Below are 16,850 nucleotides of genomic sequence, written 5' to 3'. Positions count from 1 at the left end.
GTGCCGGACAGCTTGCCAGCGCCAACGTCGGCAGCCAGGCGGTGAGCCTGGGCACGCTGGCGTCGTCCAACGGCAACTACACACTGGCCGCGCCGATCGGTGCCGTGCAGATCACGCCACGCACGCTGAACCTCAGCTTCAGTGTCGCGGACAAGGTGTTCGATGGCAGTTTGGTGGCGCCCGCGACGGTCACCGACAACCGCGTGCCCGGCGATGCGCTGAACGTGAACTTCAGCGCCGCCTATGCTGACCAGAACGCCGCCAACGGCAAACCGGTGGCGGTCACGGGGCTGTCGCTCACGGGTGCTGCCGCGGGCAACTACAGCCTCGGCAGTGGCAGCGGCACCAATGTGACAGGCAATCTGCTGGCGCGTACCGTGACCTACAGCCTAACCGCGAACGATCCGACCAAGGTGTACGTGGCCGACGGCCGCGTGCTCGTGACGCCCGAGCAGGTGGACAACTTCGTCGCCCTTAGCTGGGCCAACACGGTGCCCGGCACAGCGCCCGGGACAGTGACCTACACGCTGTGGAAGGACGGGGTGCAGGTCAGCGAAGTGCGTGCCGCCGGCACCTACGTCGTGCGCGCCGCCTTCTCGCCGAGCGACCCGCACTACGTCATCGCGAGCACCGGCAACACGCTGCTGACGTTGAACGTCAGCGACAACACGATCCAGGAGGCGGTGGCCCAGGCCGTGCGCACAGACGTCGCGGCGCTGATTCAGCTGCCTGCTCGTCAAACCGAGCCGTCCCTGTTGCTGCCGACGCCGCCCAATGTGGTGGTAGCGCCGCTGGCGCTGACGCAGGGCCTGGGCGACGCGTCGAACCTGCGCCTAGTGGCCGCACCCAGTGGTACCGAGCCCAGCCAAGCGGTGGGTATGACCCAGGCCCGCTCGCTGCTGGCGGCCCCTGGCGGCGCCGCAGCCGGCAGCCCAGATGTGCGCGTGCCGGTCGGACGCAACACACTTGCCGAAATCGTCAACGGCGGCGTGCGCCTGCCAAGCGGTGTGGACCAACTGCTGTTTGTCGTGGCCGACAACAGCAGCACCGCACAAGGTCGCACGGAGAGCGGCAGCGACGCCACGGGCAGTGCGGCGCCGCGTGACCGCGGCTCGCAGCAACAGCCGCCTGCCGGCACACGTTGAACGCGCCTCACCAAGCCCCTTCCCCCCGCGCGCACCGGCCGCCGCCAGCCGACCCGCGCGTCACCACGGAATGACATGAAGCTCAAGTCCATTGCCCTAGCCATCGCCGTGCTGGCCTGCCAGCAGACCGCCTTCGCGCAACAGCCCCCAGGCATTGGCGACGTGCTCAAGCAGGTGCCGCCCAGCGCGCCGCGGCCCGCGGCAGCGCCGCTGCCACAGATTTCTGGCGCATCTCTGGCGCCCCCCCTGCAGAAGTTGCCGGGCGGCGGCGAGCAGGTGCGCATCGAGTCCGTCGAGGTCGTCGGCAACCGCGAGATCGACAACGCGCCGTTGCTTGAGCTGGTGAAGGACGCCGCAGGCAAGAGTTTCACAGTGGAAGGCCTGGAGCAGCTCGCTACGCGACTGACGCTGTACTACCGCACTCAAGGCTATTTCGTCGCTCGTGCCTACGTGCCGGCGCAGGACATCACCAGCGGCCGGCTGACGCTGCGCGTCGTAGAAGGCAACTACGGCCGTTTCGTGCTGGACAACAAGAGCCGCGTGCGAGACGACATCGTGCAGGGCCTGCTCGACGACGTGAAGAAGTACGACATCGTCAGCCTCGACACGCTGGAGCGCGCCATGCTCATCATCAACGACACGCCCGGCGTGAGGGTCGTGCGCGCCGACGTGATGCCCGGCCAGCAGGTGGGTACGAGCGACTTCGCCATCGGCACCGAGGCCACCGCTGCCCGCAATGGCTATATCGCGCTGGACAACCACGGCTCCGTCTACACAGGCCGCACTCGGCTGTCGGGCAGCGTCGACTGGAACTCCCCTTCCGGCCGGGGCGATCGGCTGTCGCTGGCCGGCGTCGCCACTGACGGCTCCGGCTTGTTGAACGGACGCCTGGCCTACTCCAGCCTCGTGTCCACCGACGGCACGCGTCTGGAAGCGGCGTTGTCGCGCACGCAGTACACCCTGGGTGACCGCTATGCCGACCTGGGCGCCGAGGGCCGGGCCAACTCGGTGGAGGCCACGCTGAGCCGGCCGGTCAAGCGCACCCGCGCGCACAGCCTCGACGCATCACTGCTGATCGCCATGCGGGAGCTGACCGACGACGTGCAAGCGGCACAAACCTCCGTGAAGAAGCGCTCAGTCAGCCTGGGCGCCGAACTGAGCCTGCGGCGCGAACATGCTTGGCTAGGCCTGGACGGGCAGACGCGCGCCAGCGTGTCCGTCACGACCGGCAATCTGTCCATACGCGACCCGCAGGCCCAGGCTCTCGACGCCGCCGGCTCGCGCACCGCAGGCCACTGGACGCGTCTGAATCTCAGCGTTGCGCGCACGTCCGTGCTGCCGCAGCAGTGGCTGGCCACCGCTTCGTTGAAGGCGCAGACCTCGCTGGCTGGCAAGAACCTGGACGGCAGCGAGCGCATGAGCGTGTCGGGCGCGCACGCCGTGGCCGCCTACCCTGCGGGCGAGCTCAGCGGCGACCGCGCCGTGCTGCTGCGCCTTGAGCTGAGCCGCGATCTCGGCACCGTCGCCGGCCTGGCTTGGAATGGCGGCGTCTTCACCGACCACGGCTGGGCCGAGATCGCCCGTTCGATCGGCAACATGGATGCCGACCGCTACCTCGCCGGCGTTGGCCTCAGCCTTGGCGCCAGCATGGGCCGGGGCGGCTTCGCCAAGCTGATGGCCGTGCACCGCACAAGCGGTGGCGCGCCGACGAGCGAGCCCCTTCCGAAAACACGGGTGCTCGTGCAGGCCGGCTTCACGTTCTAAACGCCGAAGGCGAGCAAAAAGGCCTGGGTGTTCATCACCGCGAAGGCCGCGCTGATTAATGAACAAGTTGAGTGATCGGCAACCGGCCAACCTGCTAATTGGCGGCTTCGCCTCTGCGTTTTTGGTGGTCGCTGCCGACCGCAAGGGTCAATAAGTCCGGCGGCCAACCGGGTGAATGGATAGCTGCCTGGTGCCCGGTACTGTGAATTCAGCTGCTGTCACACTGATGACAGCAGCTACTGCGAAACGCCCTTCAGCGCTTATCTCGAACTTCGGCTTTGGGCACCTAGCTGTCGGTCGGTACAGCGTAGGCTGCGACGGCAACGGGCTCGACACGGTCTGCCGAAGCGGTCGTTCGGTGCCCTCTGTGGGGCCGGCGTCGGGCCTGCTCAGTGAAGGTCCTGCTCGCGCTGGTGACGGATGGCCAGCACGACGACCAGCTCGGGCCCTGCAACCTCGTACTCGATGACGTACCCGGTCGACCCGAACGGAACGACGAGCTCGCGTCGTAGCGGACCGCCGCCACTGCGCTTGCGAAACAGCATCGGCGATACAGCCAACGCCAGGACCACCGTCTGGATGGCGTCGATGGCGCGATTGGCGATTTCTAGGTCTTCGACGTACTCGGCGCGCTCGAGGAGGTGCTCGTGCAGTCGCAGTAGGTCTTCATTCGCCTGGGTCTCGAAGATGACCTGGTAGGTCATGCGTCGGCCGGACGGCGCTTGCCTTGAAGCTCCTTGCGCCTGGCCTCTAGGCGCGTCCGCATGTCGGCGATGACGTCTTCAGCCGGCCGGCCGGCGCCAGTGCGCTGGAAGCGCGCCCAAGCCTCGTCAGCACGCGCGGCGAAGGCACTCTGAACAAGGCGGTGCTCCACAGCGCCGCGTACCGTCGACTCGACGAATTCGGACAGTGTCTCGCCGTCGCGCAGGACGGCGTCAAGGTCGGCGCGGAGCTGGGGCTCGATGCGCACCTGCGGGATGATGGCTGTCTTCATGCCTCGATTGTGTTGCAAATGAGTTGCGGCGTCAAAGCCTAGAGTGGTTTGTAAATTTCAGATTGCCTGAACGCCGACGACGAGTTAAGCCACTTTTCGCGTGAAATCACATGAAGCCCGGCCGACCCTCCTATGCTCGCCAGCCCATCATCGGGTGACAGAAGTCGGCGCTGAAGCAGTCGGTCGCGGCTGCTGGCTCTGGGTGACCGCTGTCCGTTGTCGCCTCCGTTCAGGCCTCCAGCGACGAACGTCTCACACCAGCCTTGAACCGTCATCGTGAGCCGCAGCGGCTACGTGGCTCCCACGTTGTCGAGAAAGCGTACCAAGTGGCACTGGACAAGCCGCTCAACAGTGCCGAAACCTGCGACATAGCAGGGCTCAGCTTGGCCGCCCTTGAAAACGTCCACCGGAGGAGGAGCAAAGACGTCGTCGGGCACGACGAGCTTCTACTTCAGAAGACCCTAACGCCGAATTTGCTCGCCAGCATCGCTCTTTGGAAACTCACCGCCGTGCCGCTCGGTATCAAAGCGATCGAGCAGCTCCTGCTGCTCGCGGGCGCGGTCGTCGGAACTGGTGACCCGAAGCCAGCTTCCCAGCACTGCCTTCACGCAGTGCTGGCACAGGTCGATCTGGACATCGTTACCGTCCCCAAAGATCGATCCATATCCAGCCTTCATGTCGATGCTGGCGAACTCCTGGAACTCGAAATCACCAGAGTCGGACAGCAGGCCGCATCGGTCGCAGCGCAACTGCTTGGTGTACGGCTCTGGCCTCACGTCTTTGATCTGCATGCCATGACTCCAGTTCGACCGCAGTATCCGATGCTGGGTTAGCTATGAGCGTTACCGACGCCTATGCCCTGAAGAGATCCGCGCGATTGCTGCGCAGTCTCGAAATCAAGAGGCGTCAGATTCCGCGGCCGGCTTGGCACGTCGCGCGCGCTTGGCCGGAGCGCCAGCGGCGCTGCGCTTCTTCGCCGACGTAGCAGCTTTCGGTGCGGCTTTGCGCTTTACCGAGGCCTTGGCGGTTTTTGTCTTCGCAGATGCCGCAGCGGGCGTGGCAAGCAGGAAATCTTCCAGCGACTTGCCCGCAGCGAGCGCCTCGTGGAGCCAAGCCGGGCGCTTGCCCATGCCGCCCCACGTGTTGCCTGCACCGTCCCCGTACTTGGCAGCCCTCTCGGTCTTGGCCTGTTTCGTGGACGCCTTCCGGGCTCCAGCAGCCTTCACTGCACTCGTGCCAAAGAGCTGTTCAGCGGTCAGCCCGTACTGAGCGATGTCCTTGCGGATGCGCGTGATGACTTCGGACTGAATCGCAGCGGCTTGCTTCTGCAGCCGTTCGATCTGCGACATGATGCTGGAGAGAGATTTCGCCACTGCGTGGACCCCTTATCGAGTTTGCTCGACGTTGTCGAGTGATCTTTTCACATCGCGACGATAGCACCCGCGCCTTCTTGGTTCGATCCCAGATGCGTTTGCAGTTCGCTGAGGCCTCTTTGTTCAAGTGAGCGCCAAGCGACCCCAGCGCCGCGAATCTGATCGACAGTCGCTGGATAAGCCATGGCCATTCACAATACCGACGACTTGCTATTCGCCAATGCTCATGCACAAGTGCAGTTCTGTCGTTTCCACCTTGGCGACCTTCCTGATGGGCTCGGTTGCTATCTCGGCATCGGCTCAGCCTGTGTCGCTGCGAGTCGCCACATGGAACCTGGGCTGGCACGTCTCCCAGGCCGAGCTGGCCTCTTGGATCTCGCAGTGCGGCAAGAGCTTCATCAAGAACCCGCAGACTGGTGTCTGGGATGTCGTTGAGCCCCAGACGCCCGGAGCCAAGACCGGCTGGGAGGTGGACGAGAGCCGCGCAACGCTGGAAGGCGTCGACCTGGCGGTGATGCCGCCCTGCGGTGTCTATCGCTCGCCCGCCCGTACCGGTATCGCAGTCACGCCTACGGCATGGGCAAAACGCAACGAGCAGATCGCCAAGCTGCTGCGCGACGACGTGAAGGCGGATGTGATCGCGTTCCAGGAGGTCTCTGGAGTTGCAGCGGTCCGCGACGCATTGGGGGCGGCGTCCGCCGACTACGAGGTTTGCTCTTTCACGGGCTACAAAGTGCAGCGACTGGCCTTCGCCTGGCGAAAGTCGCTGGGCAGCCCATCCGGTACGTGTCAGGTGATCCATGAGCTGTCGCTGCCGCATCTGCCGCAGAAGGATCAGGTGCGACCGGGATTTGCGATCACGCTACAGCTCGCCGGCAAACGCATCCGATTCCTGACGCTGCATCTGAAATCCTCCTGCGTGTCTCCGCTGGACCGCGGGCAGCTTGATGGCAACAAGGGTCCTACTGATCCGTGTCCGATCCTGCAGCAGCAGGTGGCGCCGCTGGAGTCGGCGATCGAGAACCTCCCCAAGGGAGTGGACCACTTTGTCGTCCTCGGCGACTTCAATCGGAATCTGAACCACGAAGCCGCGAAGGTAGCTGGCGCAGAGCCCATTCGCAGCGACGGGAACACCGACCTGGCCTCAAGCAGGTCAGGCACCACACTAACGCGCAACCTCCTGTTGGAAGTTAACGATGCGCAGCCTGTGTCGTCCAAGGTTGTTCTGGTCCCGCCGGCTTGCAGCGGCTCTCAGTCTGTGACGGCAGCATGCGAGGCGGCTAAGTCACGCCTGCTCACTGCCGAGGAACGTCGTGCATTGAGTGACCGCAGCGGACTGGGATGTCGCAACCCGGTTGGGCTCGATCACGTGCTCGTATCGGATACCCTGTCGAAAACACCGCTCACGGCGACGAAGATTCCTTTGGGCAACTTTGGTCGATCGCTATCAGCCCGTCCACCGGAACATCCCGAGCCGTTGCTTGCGGTGTCGGATCACTGTCCCCTGGTTGTAGAGGTCAGACTGCCGAGCTGATCGTCAGTGGAAGAATCTCTGACTCAAGAACGGCGGACCGCTTTGCAGCGATTGCCGCCACCGGCGAGCATCCACCGAGTTCACGCTGCCTGGCATAAACCGGTCGCGTGGGCCGTGCTGTTCGCGCACCCCATGGACTTCACGCCCGTGTGCACGACCGAGCCGCGCTGCATGGCCAAGATCGAGCCTGAGTTTACAAAGCGCAACGCCAAGCTCATCGGCCTGAGCGTGGACCCGATGGACAACCATCACCGCTGGGCCGCCGATATCGAGGAGACATAGGGCCACCTGCCCAAGTACCCCATGATCGGCGACCACGACCTGAACGTCGCCAAGCTCTACAACATGCTGCCGGCTGACCTCGAACGCACGTCCGAGGGCCGCACGCCAACGAACGCCACCTTGCGCTCGGTCTTCATCGTCGGCCCGGACAAGCGCATCAGGCTGATGCCAACCTATCCGATGACGACGGGCCGCAACCTCGACGAGATCCTGCTCGTGCTGGACTCGATGCAGCTGACCGCCAATCACAGGGTGGCCACGCCCGTGAACTGGAAGCAGGGCGACGACGTGATCATTGCGGGCTCGGTCAGCGATGAAGACGCGAAGACGCTGTTCCCTGCTAGTTGGAAGGCCCAAAAGCCCTACCTGCGCATCACGAAGCAGCCGGGCTGGTCTTCCTGGAGCGCGGCGACTTCTCGTCGCGCCCCCACGGCGACACACCGTCGATCTTCTCGGCCATGAAGTCGACGAAGGCGGTCACGCGGGCCGGCACCAGCCGGCGCTGCGGCATCACCGCGTGAATGCCGGTCTCGGGCAGCTTGCAGTCCGGTAGCACAGCCACCAGCCGCCCGGCGCGCAGGTCGTCCGCCACATGCCAGGTCGAGTGCATAGCGATACCCATGCCGGCCACCGCCGCATCTCGCAGCACTTCGCCCTGGCTGCTTTCCAGCGCCCCGTCCACGCGCACGGCCACCTCCCGGCCGCGCTTGTCCTTCATGCGCCAGACATCCGCCCGGCCCTGGCTGCCGACCAGGATGAGGCAGTCATGCTGCACCAGCTCTTCCGGTCGCGCGGGAGGACCACGGCGGCGCAGGTAGTCGGGCGACGCGCACAGCACGCGCCGGTTCACGGCCAGCTGACGCGCCACGAGGCTGGAGTCTTCCAGCGCGCCGATGCGCAGCGCCAGGTCGAAGCCAGCCGTCACGAGGTCGTGCACCTGGTCGGACACATCCAGACTGAGCCGCAGCTGCGGATGCCGCCGCATGAATTCCGGCAGCAGCGGTGACACGTACTGCCGCGCGAACGTGGCCGAGGTCGTCATGCGCAGCGTGCCGCTGACGCCCGTGCCGGCTTGGCGCAGCCCGGCCATCAGCGCCTGCAGGTCGTCCACCAGCGGGCGGCCCTGAGCAGCCAGCGCCAGCCCTTCGTCAGTGGGGGTGAGGCTGCGCGTGGTGCGATGAAACAGGCGCACGCCCAGTGAAGTTTCCAGCGACCGCAGCCGCTGGCTGGCCACCGCCACCGACAGGTCTAGGCTGCGCGCCGCCGCGCTGATGGAGCCGGCGTCGAACACGCGCAGGAAGAGATTCAGATCGTCGACGCGGCTGCTCATGCCAGGCACCTTTCAATGAAACGTTGAAACTAATTCCGGGACCTGGTGGTTTTTACATCGAATGCAGATCCTTAACCTGCCGGTCATCTCCTCCTCCATCGCCGTATACGGCAGACCGGCCATGCATTCCCCCTCCTCCGCTGCGCCCGCCGCAGCCACACCCGCCAAGAGCCTCTGGCCGTACGCGATGACCGCCGGCGCCTTCGGCATCGGCACGACGGTCATCTCCTCGTCCATCGCCGCATTCGACAGACCGACCATGCCCCCGCCCTCCTCCGCTGCGCCCGCCGCAGCCACACCTACCAAGCGCCCCTGGGCGCTGTACGCGCTGACCGCCAGCACCTTCGGCATCGGCACGACCGAGTTCATCATCATGGGCCTGCTGCTGCGGCTGGCCGGCGACCTGCAGGTCAGCGTCGCGATGGGCGGGCTGCTGATCTCGGGCTATGCGCTGGGAGTGTTCGTCGGCTCGCCGGTGCTGACGGCCGCGCTGAGCCGCGTGCCGCGCAAGACCGCGCTGCTCGCGCTGATGGCCATCTTCACGCTGGGCAACATCGCCTGCGCGCTGGCGACCGACTACTGGGTGCTGATGGTGGCGCGCGTTGTCACATCGCTGGCGCACGGCACCTTCTTCAGCGTGGGCGGTGCCGTGGCCACGAGCGTGATGCCGGCGGACCGCAAGGCGTCGACGATCTCGACGATGTTCACCCGCCTGACGGTTGCCACGCTGCTGGGCGTGCCGGCCGGCGCATGGCTGGGCCTGCACTGCGGCTCGCGGTCGACGTTCTGGGCCGTCACCGCCATGGGCTTGCTGGCCATGGCCTTCATCGCGCTGTTCGTGTCGGCCCGTGAGGCGGGTGCCGACAGCGCGGAGTCCCCAGCTGGAGCTTGAGGAATCGACTCGTTGGCCGCATGCACCATAGTTCCCGTTAGTCAGAACGACGGCGCCTTGCCCGCGACAGGGTTGCCTCGCAGTCAGATTTCGGCCACCTGCTGGCCTCGACGAATGACTGCTTCGAGGCAGGAGCTCTCCCAAAACGCTGACTCCCGACAGCTAGTAAGTGTCTAGTTAGCTCGAAGCAAATCAGATCGACAGTGTCTTCAACCGTTTTGGGATCTGCTCCACAAGAAATGCCATCAGTGCCCGAACTGTGGGTGATTGATGGCGCTGCATGGGGTAGATCAGATGGACTTTCAGCGGGGACATTTGCCAGCCTTCCAGCACCCTGACCAATTGACCTGATGCGACCAGCGGCGCAGCCTGGAACTCGGGCAGTACGGCGATTCCCAGTCCGTCCAAGGCAGGGGCAACCAAGGCGTCGGAAGGGCCGATGACCAAACGTGAACGCAACAGTCCTTTTGCGGTTCTGTTTCGCGAATGCAGCTTGATTTCTGCGGCCTCCCTCGACTGCATAAGGCCGGCATGCGTGCTGAGTTCACCTGGATGCTGCGGCAGCCCGTACTGGCTTGCATAGGCGGGGCTTGCAAACAGGGCCGGGCGTACGGTGCCGACGGCACGGGCCTTCAGGCTGGAATCGACAAGTTCGCCTATGCGCACCGCCAGATCAATGCCTTCTTCGACGACGTTGACGTGGCGGTTGCTGAGCTTGACATCCAGTTCCAGATGCTCGTGTTTGAACAAGTACTCAGTCACCAGCGGAAGCAGCACGACTTTGCCAAACGTCGCTGACGCAGCAAGACGAACGCGACCACTTGGCGTTTGATCCTGAGAAAAAAGCTCTTGGGTGACGGCGTTCAGTTTGTGGACCAGTGAACTTGTTCCATCCAGCAGGCGTTGGCCCGCGTCGGTCAATGCGAAGGCTCGGGTGTTGCGCTTGACGAGACTGACCCCTGCTGCCGTCTCCATGCGCGCCAGGCGGCGCGACAAGGTTGATTTGGGGACATCCAGTTGGCGAGATGCCCGTGAGAGGCTCCCTGCCTCCGCGATCTTGATGAACCACTGGAGATCGTCGATCGAGTAGTTTTCGTTGTTCATTTTTGTGTACGCCGATGTCCACCAAACGAGTCTATTTGTGCAAGGTTAAACCATGAATAGTTCAGCTTGTTGTCGGGTCGAACGAGCACGCATGGATCGCTTCCTTGCCTGTCCCCAGACCTGCTTCACCCAGCCATCACACACTTTCAAGCAACTCAATGACCATACTCGTTACGGGCAGCACGGGGCTTATCGGCTCACAAGTTGTGGCGCTTCTGGCCGCGCAAGGCGCAGACGTTCACGCCCTCACCAGAACACCAGAAAAGCGACGGTTTCCACCGGGCGTCAAGGCGGTCAAGGGGGACTTTCAGGACGTTGATTCGATGCGCGCGGCCATGGGCTGCGCAAGAACGCTTTTCTTGCTCAACACGGTGGCCGCAGACGAAGTCACCCAGGCGCTGATTGCGCTCAACCTGGCGCGCGAATCAGGTATCGAGCGCATCGTGTACCTGTCTGTCATGCACAGCGACCACTTCACCGATGTTCCGCATTTCACTGGAAAGCACACGGTTGAACGCATGATCGAACAGCTTGGCATGCACGCGACCATCCTGCGTCCCGCTTACTTCATGCAGAACGACGATGCCCTGATTCAGTCCGATGTGCTGGAGCGGGGCGTCTATCCCATGCCTATCGGCAGTGCAGGTATTTCGATGGTGGACGCGCGCGACGTGGCGCAGGTTGCCGCACGACATCTGCAGCGCCGAAACGCCGCAAGCGAACCCTTGCCCACAGAGGTTCTGGATGTCGTGGGGCCAACAGCACTGTCGGGTGAAGCCGCCGCCGCTGTGTGGAGTGATGTGCTGGGCAAGACCGTCCAGTACGCAGGTGACGACATCGGACCTTTTGAAGCGCGGTTCCGGAGCTTTGCACCCGCCTGGATGGCTTATGACATGCGGCTCATGATGGCGCGTATGCAGAGGGATGGCGAGCTGGGCTCTGCTGGCGCAGTCGAGCGCATGCAGCAAGAACTGGGCACCTCGTTGCGGAGCTACCGCGACTACGCGCTGGAAACGGCTGCGCGCTGGAAGGCTGCCCAATGAACGCGCAACACACCATGCCATCCATTGTGGTTGTCTACCATTCCGGTTATGGCCACACGCGTCGATTGGCGCAGGCCGTCGCCCAAGGCGCCGAGGCCGCATTGCTGGAGATTGATGCGCAAGGCACTCTGCCTGAATCCGCCTGGACGGGACTGGCTGCCGCGGATTTGATCGTGCTTGGCTCACCCACTTACATGGGCAGCGCGAGTTGGCAGTTCAAGAGATTCGCCGATGACTCTTCCGCGGCCTGGATGGCCCAGAAATGGAAAGACAAGCTTTTCGCGGGCTTCACCAACAGCGGAAGCATGAGCGGAGACAAGCTGTCCACTTTGCAGTTTTTCATGACGTTTGCCATGCAACACAGCGGCCTATGGGTTGGCACCGGCATGATGCCCTCCAACACCAAGGCCGCCCTGCGCAACGACCTGAACTATGTGGGTTCCTCCTCCGGTGCGATGGCCACAACCCCGGTCGATGCGTCGGTTGACGAAGTGTTGGAAGGCGATATCGAGACGGCCAAGCGCTTTGGTGAAAGGCTTCGGGTCGTTGCGAAGCGCTACTCGAATGCCTGGCCTCACAAGGCTGCTCGCCAACATTCGGCACCGTTCGGTACATAGATGGGCTAGCCGTCATGAACACGCTAGTTGGAAAGCGGGCTTTTGTCACTGGCGCGAGCCGCGGTATCGGAGCCGCGGTCGCGCGTCGCCTCGCGGCTGAAGGTGCCGATGTCGCAATCGGCTACGAGAAGTCGGCCACGGCCGCGGATGCGGTTGCCAAGGCGATTCTGAGCACCGGACGCAGAGCCGTCACGGTCGCGATGAGCGCCGCCGACCCGGCCTCCGTGAAGGCAGCGGTCGATCGCGCAGCGGCAGAACTCGGCGGTCTTGACATCCTGGTCAACAACGCCGGGATCTTCCGTACGGGTTCCATCGAATCCGCCAGCCTCGCGGACATCGACGAGACCTTCTCCGTCAACCTGCGCGCGGTCGTGGTCGCCACGCAAGCGGCGCTCGCCCACATGAGCGATGGCGGCCGAATCATCAACACAGGCAGCAACCTCGCGACGCGTGTGCCCGCAGGCGGAATGACTTTGTATGCGGCAAGCAAAGCTGCATTGATCGGCCTTACCAAGGGCTTGGCACGCGACCTGGGCCCCCGAAAAATTACGGTCAACGTCATCCACCCGGGCTCAACTGACACAGACATGAATCCGGCGGACGGCGAGCATGCTCAGAGCCAGTTGCAGCGTATGGCGATCCCGCGCTACGCGGACGCCGACGAGTTGGCCGCTCTGTATGCCTTTGTCGCCAGTCCGCAGGCGCGGTCGGTCAACGGAGCGGAACTCACGGTGGACGGCGCAGCCAACGCATAGATCCGGCCCGATCCCGTCGTCGCAGCGAGCGATCTTCCCGCTCGTTCGGACAGCGAATTGGCGATGAATGCTCGCGCGTCTTGGCCTTGTCATCGCAAAGATCATCCCCGGCAGCTCCTCAAGCTGCTCTTTGGTCACGGGGGTTGAAGCGGTTGTGAAAGCAGCCGTCTTCGATCCCCGTCTTTTTTGGCGGTGACTGGATGCCAGGCTTGGTATCGCGACGCGTCTTCTTGAAGGGGTCTAAGTTGTTCTCCTCCAGCGGCTCTGCATTGCCGGCCGACGCCCTGCAATCGCCATCCAGATCCGCCGCGGCCACCTCAAACTGGGCCGCCATCGCATCGCTGGCACTGGGCGTGTTCGGCTTGGTGATGGCTGAGTTCTTGCCGATCAGCCTGCTGACGGCGATGGCCACCGACCTGGGCGTCAGCGACGGCGCGGCTGGTCAAGCGGTCACCGCCACTGCACTGGTCGGTGCTGCTGCTGTCCAACATCATCGCGGCCAAGGCGAACACCTTGGCCATGCTGCTGGCAGCGCGCGTTGTGCTGAGCGTGGCACTTGGCGGGTTTGGGTCCATGTACGCAGCGCAGGCGCTGCGGCTAGTAGCGGCGCATCAATTCGCATGAGCGATGTCTTTCATCCTCTCCGGCGTGTCGGTCGCCACGGTCTGCGCGGGCATCGCAACAATGCTGACCTCACGCTACCGTGCTGAACGGCGGCTTGCAGGGGGTTAGCTGCCCATCGAGCCGCCTCAGGGCAGGCGACCGCTTCTGGCAACAGCAGTTATTGCGGCCTCGATCGACGAACGACGGAGATCAGCCTTGACCCGCCTGCGGCCGACTTGGCGCATGCGGCCGCTCCTGGCCGACAGCGTGAAGTCAACCAAGTCCCGGAAAGCTGCCCCTCGTGCAGCGGACGGCAGCCAGCACGGTCAGTGTCGCAAGGGCGCATGCTGTTTGGCCCTCAACTCGATGGGAGACCATCATGGGACCAGCAACCAGCATCCTCTCGCGGGAGCCTTGGAACAAGGGCAAGATCGTCGGGCAGAAGGCGCCCTTCAAGGTCAAGGACATCTGGGCACTTCGCGTCCGGCTACAGATGGAGAACCGTGTGCGGGAGCTAGCGTTGTTCAACCTCGGCATCGACAGCAAGCTTCGCGGCTGCGACCTCGTCGCGCTCAAAGTACGGGATGTCTGCCACGGTGACGCCGTCGCTAGTCGGGCGGTGGTGATGCAGCACAAGACGCAGCGCCCCGTTCAGTTCGAGATCACGGCGGTGACCCGTGACGCCGTGCAGCGTTGGATCAAGCAAGCCGGGCTGAGATCCGAGGACTTTCTGTTCCCGAGTCGCATGCACGGCTCGCCGCATCTGGGAACGCGGCAGTACGCCCGAATCCTGGGAGGCTGGGTGCAGGAACTCGGGCTTGACCCAGCCGACTACGGGACGCATTCGATGCGAAGGACGAAGGCAACGCTGATCTATCGGCGGACCAAGAACCTGCGAGCCGTTCAACTGCTGCTCGGGCATTCCAAGCTGGAGTCAACGGTCCGGTACCTTGGCATCGAGGTGGATGACGCGCTAGAGATTTCGGAGCAGACGGAGATCTGAGAAGCCAGCCGGCGGCCGATTCTCGCCAAGGGCGGGTCGGCCGCCTGAAACGGCTGCTATGGGGGGGCACCAGGCTGGTCGAAGCTCCCGCCCAGCTTCCCCGGTTCGATGCTTCGCCGCGAGTGGCAGCGTTGTGCCCAAAGCTGAAATACGAGACAGACGGCGAACGACAGCACTACAGCGGGACGGTATTTTGTCGCCCGGAACTGGGGCCGCGATGCCCAGCACTGCGCCATCGGCGAGTTATCCGGGCCGATGGACAGGCTCAAACAGCACGGGTTAAGTTCCTACGTCCGAGACAAGCAACAGCCACGCCACCAACACCGAACAAAAATAACGTCGCAGGCTCTGGAACGGAGGAGACGAGACGAATTGACGGGCCAGGATCGAATCCCGGGCCGGGATTGAAGAAATTCAGAAACGTGGGTCCAAAATTATTCGCCAAATACGTATACGTCGGGATTGTTTCGCCTTCTATATCCGACAAATCAATCGTGAACATGACCGAATTGAATGAGAGAGAGCCTGAACCATCCCACACGGTGGTGGCAGACAGTTGCAAAGATTTTCGATCAGTAGAAAGGCGTGCATAGACATCACTTCTCGCAGGAGCAGGCCCCCTAAATTGTTCGAATGAGATTTGCCCCGGAAGATATGTGCCCAACCCAATTCCGGTCGCCCCTGGGGCAGTCCAGGCGGATGAAGCGGCCGACAGAAACCGATAGAAAGTGGGCGGCCTCTCGTCTACCTGAAAGTGCTGACCCGTAGGCGCACTAAGTTTGAATGTGATTGAGCTGGAATTTGATAGGCTTGTCGTAAACGCAGGCCAGTTTACAGCCCCGAAACTTGAACCTAACAAGTATTCAATGGTGTAGTTACTTTCGAATGCATGCGTAATTGGTCCGGCAGTCGCCTCTACCACGATGCCCGCAGAACTTGTAGAGGACGCCACCAGTGCTGCTATGCCGCTCAGGACGCACTTTGATATCTTCATTGTGGTGAGCTCTTAGTTATCGAATCCAACAAGATATTGCCTTGGACATTCTCGCGCAACCCGGACTTCCATTTGACCTGCATTCGCTACGCGAAAGCGGGTGCTCTACAAATGGGACTTCCCCGTCCCGAACCCACTTGGTTGTCCTCGCCGGCGCCAGCCCACGTCACTGCAACAGGGCCTTGAAAGCGATGCAGATTAATAATCAGCCCGCAAGGCGGGCCATCAGGGATTCGTACCTGCTGCATTGGGTAAATCTGAGGAGCTATATTTCGGCGCGCCGAGTTACGCGCAGCGCTGATTTCTCACGTCTCTTATTGCGCAGGCCCATCTGGGTAAACATTACGAGCATTGGCAAGATTGAGAGCGCTACGGTACCGGGCTCGGGCAACTCCGACGCCTCGTAATCAATACGTACGTTGTCGAACTGCACAACGCCGCCTGGAGTGGTAAGGCCTTCGATACTGAAGCTATACAGGTTCATCTTGCCAAAGGCAACAGTCTGAAGGCCTTCGGCCAGATCTAGTGAAACAGTGACGACCTCGCTCACCCCATATGCATCATGAAATGCGAATCGCACATTCCCTGCGACGCCGTAGTTATAGATGTCTGCAAGGTCAATCGAAAGGAGCGAGAAAGCTTGTCCGCCAGTTCGCGCAATCTGAATATTTGAACCAGTATAGCTGGCGTACAGCGAAGCCCCGGTTGGATTTGGATTAAATGGTGCTGGTCTGTACCACGCGCATAGTGCAGAGTCCGGCACGGCGCCGTGCGGGATATTGCTGGCCTGAATTCGGAAGCCAGACTCCATCAATTCATTGCCAGGCAAGCATATTGTTCCCCCAGTATTATCTACGGCATCGAAGTTGAGGGTAATTGGCGCTGCGGCTGCACCGGCTTGAAGTACGGCCAGCAAGACTACGGCGCAGGTTAGATGTCTAAAAAATGGCACGTCAACGGCCCCTTTGAGTTTCTGGCCTAGTCTAGACATCCTGGGCCATGATTTTGCGTGCCAAACCCCTTGCCTGCGGGGGGCGGTCCCAGCTTGATCACAAATCCAGACGCCAACACAAGACTGGCTGCTTGGCAGCGATAACAGAAGTCCAACACTGGCTAGGCAGGGGCCGCTGTGGGTCGGTCGCGCCATTCAAACGCTTCAAGCGGCAGCTGTTCGACGACGACTGCCCCGGGTAGCCTTGGCCGACCGCAACATCCCTGACACCGGTCGTTGAACCGGTCAGCCGGCCACGTCCGCCGACGTCTGGTACAGGCCAGAGAGCGTGAACTCGGTGGCTGATCCCCGATGACGGCAACCGCTGCTTATGGAAAGCTCTCCATAAGCAGCGTTATGCACAGCACGCAGTTATGAACAGTTCGCGGGCTTGATCCGGCCGCAGGCCGCGATCTCCCTGGATGG

At 62.8% G+C, this 16,850-nt stretch carries 18 protein-coding genes and 2 pseudogenes; 10 read left to right on the top strand and 10 right to left on the bottom strand.

Annotated features, from left to right (window positions below; translation table 11 throughout):
- On the top strand, positions 1-1,145 hold a 1,145-nt coding region (locus tag AC1Q7O_RS27420), incomplete at its 5' end, for a YDG domain-containing protein (RefSeq protein ID WP_492662778.1).
- A 75-nt stretch (positions 1,146-1,220) separates the two neighbouring features.
- A complete protein-coding gene (locus AC1Q7O_RS27415; protein WP_492662497.1) occupies positions 1,221-2,909 on the top strand; it encodes a ShlB/FhaC/HecB family hemolysin secretion/activation protein in 1,689 nt (562 codons plus the stop codon).
- A 389-nt stretch (positions 2,910-3,298) separates the two neighbouring features.
- Here AC1Q7O_RS27415 and AC1Q7O_RS27410 read toward each other — a convergent pair whose 3' ends face one another.
- From AC1Q7O_RS27410 to AC1Q7O_RS27395, 4 genes are all read right to left on the bottom strand, one after another.
- Positions 3,299-3,613 (bottom strand): type II toxin-antitoxin system RelE/ParE family toxin, encoded by a 315-nt coding sequence (locus AC1Q7O_RS27410; RefSeq protein WP_492662498.1) that lies wholly within the window; start codon positions 3,611-3,613, stop codon positions 3,299-3,301.
- A complete protein-coding gene (locus AC1Q7O_RS27405; RefSeq protein WP_492662499.1) occupies positions 3,610-3,903 on the bottom strand; it encodes a YlcI/YnfO family protein in 294 nt (97 codons plus the stop codon). Before AC1Q7O_RS27405 ends, AC1Q7O_RS27410 begins: the two co-directional genes overlap by 4 nt.
- Positions 3,904-4,364: 461 nt before the next feature.
- On the bottom strand, positions 4,365-4,694 hold the full coding sequence (locus tag AC1Q7O_RS27400) for a hypothetical protein (RefSeq protein WP_492662500.1): 330 nt from the start codon (positions 4,692-4,694) through the stop codon (positions 4,365-4,367).
- A gap of 105 nt (positions 4,695-4,799) precedes the next feature.
- A complete protein-coding gene (locus AC1Q7O_RS27395) occupies positions 4,800-5,276 on the bottom strand; it encodes an H-NS histone family protein (protein ID WP_492662777.1) in 477 nt (158 codons plus the stop codon).
- A 256-nt stretch (positions 5,277-5,532) separates the two neighbouring features.
- Between AC1Q7O_RS27395 and AC1Q7O_RS27390 the strand changes: the two genes are divergently transcribed.
- Together AC1Q7O_RS27390 and AC1Q7O_RS27385 are read left to right on the top strand one after the other, a co-directional pair.
- Positions 5,533-6,810 carry an endonuclease/exonuclease/phosphatase family protein gene (locus AC1Q7O_RS27390; protein WP_492662502.1) on the top strand — a complete coding sequence of 426 codons (1,278 nt, stop codon included), beginning with the start codon at positions 5,533-5,535 and terminating at the stop codon, positions 6,808-6,810.
- A gap of 108 nt (positions 6,811-6,918) precedes the next feature.
- Positions 6,919-7,554: pseudogene (locus tag AC1Q7O_RS27385) on the top strand (redoxin domain-containing protein); the annotation flags it as partial.
- Here AC1Q7O_RS27385 and AC1Q7O_RS27380 read toward each other — a convergent pair.
- Both AC1Q7O_RS27380 and AC1Q7O_RS27375 read right to left on the bottom strand, forming a co-directional pair.
- Complete coding sequence (locus tag AC1Q7O_RS27380; RefSeq protein WP_492662503.1) at positions 7,466-8,422, bottom strand: LysR family transcriptional regulator; 957 nt, start codon at positions 8,420-8,422, stop codon at positions 7,466-7,468. The pseudogene AC1Q7O_RS27385 and the gene AC1Q7O_RS27380 sit on opposite strands and share 89 nt — an antisense overlap.
- Positions 8,423-8,434: 12 nt before the next feature.
- Positions 8,435-8,683, bottom strand: a complete 249-nt coding sequence (locus AC1Q7O_RS27375) for a hypothetical protein (RefSeq protein ID WP_492662504.1) — start codon at positions 8,681-8,683, stop codon at positions 8,435-8,437.
- Between AC1Q7O_RS27375 and AC1Q7O_RS27370 the strand changes: the two are divergent.
- Positions 8,682-9,278: pseudogene (locus AC1Q7O_RS27370) on the top strand (MFS transporter); the annotation flags it as partial. The gene AC1Q7O_RS27375 and the pseudogene AC1Q7O_RS27370 sit on opposite strands and share 2 nt — an antisense overlap.
- A gap of 228 nt (positions 9,279-9,506) precedes the next feature.
- Here AC1Q7O_RS27370 and AC1Q7O_RS27365 read toward each other — a convergent pair.
- On the bottom strand, positions 9,507-10,418 hold the full coding sequence (locus AC1Q7O_RS27365; RefSeq protein WP_492662505.1) for a LysR family transcriptional regulator: 912 nt from the start codon (positions 10,416-10,418) through the stop codon (positions 9,507-9,509).
- 158 nt (positions 10,419-10,576) lie between these two features.
- Between AC1Q7O_RS27365 and AC1Q7O_RS27360 the strand changes: the two genes are divergently transcribed.
- From AC1Q7O_RS27360 to AC1Q7O_RS27350, 3 genes are read left to right on the top strand one after another with little or no spacing between them, the layout of a single operon-like run.
- Positions 10,577-11,461 (top strand): SDR family oxidoreductase, encoded by an 885-nt coding sequence (locus AC1Q7O_RS27360; RefSeq protein WP_492662506.1) that lies wholly within the window; start codon positions 10,577-10,579, stop codon positions 11,459-11,461.
- 14 nt (positions 11,462-11,475) lie between these two features.
- On the top strand, positions 11,476-12,078 hold the full coding sequence (locus AC1Q7O_RS27355) for a flavodoxin family protein (protein WP_492662513.1): 603 nt from the start codon (positions 11,476-11,478) through the stop codon (positions 12,076-12,078).
- Between the two features lie 14 nt (positions 12,079-12,092).
- Positions 12,093-12,833 carry an SDR family NAD(P)-dependent oxidoreductase gene (locus tag AC1Q7O_RS27350; protein WP_492662507.1) on the top strand — a complete coding sequence of 247 codons (741 nt, stop codon included), beginning with the start codon at positions 12,093-12,095 and terminating at the stop codon, positions 12,831-12,833.
- A gap of 118 nt (positions 12,834-12,951) precedes the next feature.
- Here AC1Q7O_RS27350 and AC1Q7O_RS27345 read toward each other — a convergent pair whose 3' ends face one another.
- Positions 12,952-13,245, bottom strand: a complete 294-nt coding sequence (locus AC1Q7O_RS27345; protein ID WP_492662508.1) for a hypothetical protein — start codon at positions 13,243-13,245, stop codon at positions 12,952-12,954.
- Between the two features lie 59 nt (positions 13,246-13,304).
- Between AC1Q7O_RS27345 and AC1Q7O_RS27340 the strand changes: the two genes are divergently transcribed.
- Together AC1Q7O_RS27340 and AC1Q7O_RS27335 are read left to right on the top strand one after the other, a co-directional pair.
- Positions 13,305-13,457 (top strand): hypothetical protein, encoded by a 153-nt coding sequence (locus AC1Q7O_RS27340; protein ID WP_492662509.1) that lies wholly within the window; start codon positions 13,305-13,307, stop codon positions 13,455-13,457.
- Between the two features lie 358 nt (positions 13,458-13,815).
- Positions 13,816-14,439 carry a tyrosine-type recombinase/integrase gene (locus AC1Q7O_RS27335; protein ID WP_492662510.1) on the top strand — a complete coding sequence of 208 codons (624 nt, stop codon included), beginning with the start codon at positions 13,816-13,818 and terminating at the stop codon, positions 14,437-14,439.
- Positions 14,440-14,704: 265 nt separating this feature from the next.
- On the opposite strand, the gene AC1Q7O_RS27330 is transcribed toward AC1Q7O_RS27335, so the two are convergent.
- Together AC1Q7O_RS27330 and AC1Q7O_RS27325 are read right to left on the bottom strand one after the other, a co-directional pair.
- Positions 14,705-14,941 (bottom strand): PEP-CTERM sorting domain-containing protein, encoded by a 237-nt coding sequence (locus AC1Q7O_RS27330; protein WP_492662511.1) that lies wholly within the window; start codon positions 14,939-14,941, stop codon positions 14,705-14,707.
- A 757-nt stretch (positions 14,942-15,698) separates the two neighbouring features.
- Positions 15,699-16,349: a hypothetical protein gene (locus AC1Q7O_RS27325; protein WP_492662512.1), complete on the bottom strand. Its 651-nt coding sequence runs from the start codon at positions 16,347-16,349 to the stop codon at positions 15,699-15,701.
- Positions 16,350-16,850 lie beyond the last annotated feature (501 nt).

It is taken from the genome of Roseateles sp. GW823-FHT07B05 (genome assembly GCF_058794515.1).
This window is presented reverse-complemented; position numbering and strand designations above follow the sequence as displayed.